Annotated in this window: 3 protein-coding genes and 3 pseudogenes; 4 read left to right on the top strand and 2 right to left on the bottom strand. The window is 68.0% G+C overall.

Features of this window, described 5'->3' with window-relative positions; genetic code table 11:
* Positions 1-72 precede the first annotated feature (72 nt).
* Positions 73-270: pseudogene (locus tag ACWF9Z_RS35435) on the top strand (IS5/IS1182 family transposase); the annotation flags it as partial.
* Here the strand turns inward: ACWF9Z_RS35435 and ACWF9Z_RS35430 are convergent.
* A pseudogene (locus tag ACWF9Z_RS35430) lies at positions 236-615 on the bottom strand (IS982 family transposase); the annotation flags it as partial. The pseudogenes ACWF9Z_RS35435 and ACWF9Z_RS35430 overlap by 35 nt on opposite strands.
* A 138-nt stretch (positions 616-753) precedes the next feature.
* Here ACWF9Z_RS35430 and ACWF9Z_RS35425 point away from each other — a divergent pair.
* Positions 754-1,020: a hypothetical protein gene (locus ACWF9Z_RS35425; protein ID WP_453609574.1), complete on the top strand. Its 267-nt coding sequence runs from the start codon at positions 754-756 to the stop codon at positions 1,018-1,020.
* 41 nt (positions 1,021-1,061) lie between these two features.
* Positions 1,062-2,185: pseudogene (locus ACWF9Z_RS35420) on the top strand (IS630 family transposase).
* A 7-nt stretch (positions 2,186-2,192) separates the two neighbouring features.
* Here ACWF9Z_RS35420 and ACWF9Z_RS35415 read toward each other — a convergent pair.
* Complete coding sequence (locus tag ACWF9Z_RS35415) at positions 2,193-2,588, bottom strand: VOC family protein (protein WP_453609572.1); 396 nt, start codon at positions 2,586-2,588, stop codon at positions 2,193-2,195.
* A gap of 1,288 nt (positions 2,589-3,876) precedes the next feature.
* On the opposite strand from ACWF9Z_RS35415, the gene ACWF9Z_RS35410 reads away from it, so the two are divergent.
* Positions 3,877-4,398, top strand: coding sequence for a hypothetical protein (locus tag ACWF9Z_RS35410; protein ID WP_453609571.1), 522 nt, complete (start codon positions 3,877-3,879; stop codon positions 4,396-4,398).
* The last annotated feature ends 167 nt before the right edge of the window (positions 4,399-4,565 follow it).

The raw sequence follows: 4,565 nt of genomic DNA, 5'->3' as shown, positions 1-4,565 counted from the left end.
CGTCGCAGACGACTCGACGGTCTCGGTCACGTTGTTGCTGGTCATCGATGCATCTTCCATGATCGGGAGTTACACCGAACGTTTTACAGTCCCGTCGTCGACGCCGACACGCGCCTGGTCGTGGCAGTCGGCAAGCCCCTGCCCGGCAATCGCAACGACTGCAAGGCCTGGACAGAGTCCGGCGCGAAGAACGCCGTCGGCAGGACGACCACGATCGCCGACGGCGGTTACCCGGGTAGCGTGAGTGTGAGGCGCAGTAGCCGTAGCCGGCCCAGCCGGCCAGGTCGGATCGTTTGACGGTGGGGCGTGAGCGGGCGCATTCGACGGGAGTGGAGTCCACGACCCACACGTCGTCGTGCCAGAGGTCGGTGTCCCGGGCCAGGGTTCGGATGAAGCGGCTGATCAGCGGGTTCGCGGCCCGCAGGCGTTTGTTGTAGCCGGACTGGCCGGGCAGGTAGGGGAACTCGCCGGCCAGGTGGGTGCGGGCGAACCGCAGCCACCGGGCTTCGGTCCCGGGACGGCCTGGATGACCGCCACCGTCAGCAGTTCCGCGTCCGCCAGCCTTGGTGGCCGTCCGGCCCTCCGCGTTCCTGCCAGAGAGTCATCGATCTTCACGTAAAGTGCTGTTCCGAGGGTTCGAGATCTATCGTCACAAACGGATCAACGAGCCCTTGCTTCATGCGCCCCAAGACTTCGGACTTACTCGTCTAGTGCCGCATCAGCCAACGTTTGCCCTGCCTGTACGGTCAGGGCATGGATGCCAGTCGCCAGCCGACTCTTGATGAGATCGAAGACCGCTTCGTAGCGATTGTCGAAGGTCGGTTGACCCGGGACGAGGTCGACCGCTGGGCCGGGCGATGGGTGACTGACAACGGGCTCGATTGGGACGACGTCTCCTGGTGGGCGCTGAGTCTCCTCCACGGAATCGATCTTCCAGTGGATGAGAGCGGCGGCTACCTGCACGACGACGAGCAGGTAAGCGAATGGCTTGCCGAGCTGAGGAATCGCCGGACGATGTGACGCGGTCGAAGCCGTCCGCCGATTCGGGTCACTGCCAGGCTGTGTGCAGGGCTGAACGGGTGCGGGTTCGTGAGATCGGTGACGACGAGGGCCGGCGGTTACTGCGGATCGTTCGTAGAGGCACCGGCTCGGTCGTGACGTGGCGGCACGCGCAGATGGTGCTGCTGTCGGCGCAGGGCATGCCGGTGGCGAAGATCGCCGAGGTGTCGTTCACCAGCGATGACCGGGTCCGGGATGTGATCCACAACTTCAACGCTGACGGCTTCGAGTCGCTGTATCCGAAGTACAAGGGCGGCCGCCCCAAGACGTTCACGCTGCCCGAGCGGCGTGAGATCAAGAAGATCGCGAAGTCGAAGCCGACCGAGCACGACCTGCCGTTCTCCACCTGGAGCCTGACCAAGCTGGCGGACTTCCTGGTTGCCGAGGGGGTGGTCGACGACATCAGCCACGAGGGCCTGCGCATCCTGCTCCGCGAGGAGGGCGTCTCGTTTCAACGCTTGAAGACCTGGAAAGCCTCCCGCGATCCGGAGTACGCGGCCAAGAAGGCCCGCGTCGAGCATCTCTACGCGATCGCCGACGGCGAGGTCATACCCGAGGATGGCGAGCCTGAAGTCATCTTCTGCCTGGACGAGTTCGGCCCACTGAACCTGATGCCCCACCTGGGCCGACAATGGGCCGAGCGCGGCGGCAAGCACAAAACCCCGACCGTGAACCACGCCGACGACGGCGGGCGACCTACAACCGCTACGGCGGAGTGCGGCACCTGTTCGCTGCCCTGGACCTGGCCAAGGACAAGCTCTACGGCCACATCAAACCGGTCAAGAAGCGGACGCAGTTCCTGGAGTTCTGCCGCTACCTGCGCAGCCTCCACCCGGACAACGTCCGCATCGCGATCGTCTGCGACAACTTCTCCCCGCATCTGACCACGAAGAGGTGCCAGCGGGTCGGCACCTGGGCGGCCGCGAACAACGTCGAGATCGCCTACACCCCGACGAACTCGTCCTGGCTCAACCGCATCGAGGCCCAGTTCACGGCCCTACGCTACTTCACCCTCGACGGCACCGACCATGCCGACAGCATGATCCGCCGCTACATCATCTGGCGAAACCGCCATGCCGACGACCGGCGCCTACGCACCGTCGTCGACAGGGCGAACGTTGCCTGATGCGGCACTAGTCCTGCGGTGCCAGGGAGCGCAGGACGCAGAACTCGTTGCCCTCGGGGTCGGCCATGACCACCCAGCTCCGGTCCGGGCCCTGGCCCACGTCCGTCCTGGTGGCGCCGAGGCCGAGCAGCCTGGTCACCTCGTCCTCGGTGCTGGCGTCGATCGGGCTGACGTCGAGGTGGAGCCGGTTCTTCACAGCTTTGCCCTCCGGCACCTGGACGAACACCAGGGTGGTCGGCATCTGACGGGCCCGGACCTCTTCGACGGTCGGCATCCAGGAGCCGATCTCGACGCTGTCCTCGCTCCGGTCGATCACCTTGAAATCGAAGACCTCGCACCAGAAGGCGGCGAGCCGCTCCGGGTCATGGCAGTCAACACTCAACTCGGTGAACCTGCTTGTCATGCTTCTCCCAGATAGTACGAACGGGGCTCAGCGTAGGCCGCCCGTCCGACGGATCCGAGATCTTTTTGACCAGGGACATCAGACGGTTTTGATCCGGAGGAAACCGCCTAGCGGCCGTCCCTGCGGAACGGGCTGGGCAAGCCCTCCGCAGACCGGGCAAGCCTGCTCGCCGGCGAGCTTGCCCTATCGCGTGACCGGCCGTCGGTCACCGGTCACGAGGGCGGTGTGACCGATTGGCTTCGCACCATCGGTCACACCACACGTCAGTGCCGTGACCGGCCCGTGCAACTGCGGAACCGATCACCCGGTAGCTGCCCAGGCGACCCTGAGCCTGCCCCTGGTACCGGACGTGGCCGTAGTGGGGTAGCCCGGATGCCAGCCGCCACCGACAACGCGGGCTTGCGCGGGGTCACCTAAGGTTTGCCTACGCTGCCGGCGGCAGGCTTACCCGGGCGTCAGGAGGCTTGCCCCGGGTCGCCTTGGGCTTGCCCGGGGCGGAAGCGGTCGCGCCAGCGACGGGCCTTCTCGGCCGTCGCGGCGGCCTCCACTGCCGGGCGGTCGCGCTCGGCCTGGTCCTCACCCACGAGCGTCTTGTCCTCAAACGGCCGGCACAAAGTCGGGTGCCACCGGTGGCCCGGCTCCGGGGCGTACCTGAAGCTCGTCCATCGGTCGTCGTCGAAGTTCGTCCCGCACTGCGCGCAGACGGGGCGACTGGCCTCGTGCTCGGCCTTCTTCTTCTCGGCTGCGCGGCGAAGCGTGTCGGAGAGGCTGCATGTGGGTGCGGCCGAAGCGCAGGAAGACGGGTCCGTCGGAGCCGTGGGCGTACGTGGCCGAAGGCATGGTGGACCTCCTGCGGGGGTGAGCGGGGTACGGGGCGGGATCAGGTATGCCATAGAGGTCTTGCCGACGGACCTGACCGGCAAGGACGTGTTGTGCCTGGCCTCCGGCGGCGGCCAGCAGGGTCCGATACTCGCCGCCGCAGGGGCGCGGGTCACCGTATTCGACACGGGCTACCCGCGGCTGCGGAAGGCCGGCGGGCCACGCCGGCCCGGGTTCGCGCGCCGGAACGGGCTGGACACCCCCCGACACCGCGCAGGCCCGCAGCCCGAGCCGCCACACCGTCGGGTGACGTGGCTCAGCCAGGCGAGTGACAGCGGCGACCGCCGGCTGCTACCGGGCGGGCCGGTGTTCCAGGATCGGTGCCGCCGCCGTCTCCGGCGGATTGTGCCGACCGAGTCAGTGCCGTGCGATCGGTTCGACCACGGCTGTGTTCGAGGAGTCCCGTCCCATGCGTTCACGAGTCATCGCCCTCATGGCCGCCGCCGTCGCGGCCACTGCGGCGCTCGCGCAGCCCGCCCACGCCGCCCCGCTCATCGACGGGTTCTACCGGTTCGCGTCCCTCACGGACGGCAAGTGCCTGGTCTGGCCCAAGCTGCACGGACCTGTCGGCACGGTGTCACTGGGCGACTGCGCGGACACCACGTACACCTCGGCGAACTGGCACGTACAGCAACGGCCCAACGGAACGATGGACGTCTCCGTGTCGGACTCGGCCCCGCGCGGCTGCATGAGGTTGACGGACGACCACAAGGTGGGGATCAGCGACAACTGCGACAGGTACGCCGAGTGGACCGTCTTCTACGGTTCTGCCGGGCCCGGCAGCACGGTGTGGGCCGACATCGAGCACACCCCCGGCGACCGGTCCGCCTCCTGGGGAAGGCTCGTCGACGATCCCGGCGTGACCGCCCGGCTCGTGGTGAGACCGGCCCCCATCGAGCCGCACCACTGGGCCTTGCAGCCGGCCGGCTAGGGACCTGCCAGCGGTCGCATGCGGAGCGGGCGCGGAAACGGAAGCCCCACCCCACAGTGCGGCCCCCCCCCCCCGGGTGGGGGGGGGGGGGGGGGCCGGGGATTACGAACCAGGCCCCCCCCCCCCCCGCGAACACCCCCCCGGGGCGGGGGGAGAGCCCAGGGTTT

The sequence above is a fragment of the Streptomyces sp. NPDC054961 genome (assembly GCF_053609145.1).
The sequence above is the reverse complement of the archived record's forward strand: the minus strand, read 5'-3'. Positions and strand labels throughout refer to the sequence as shown.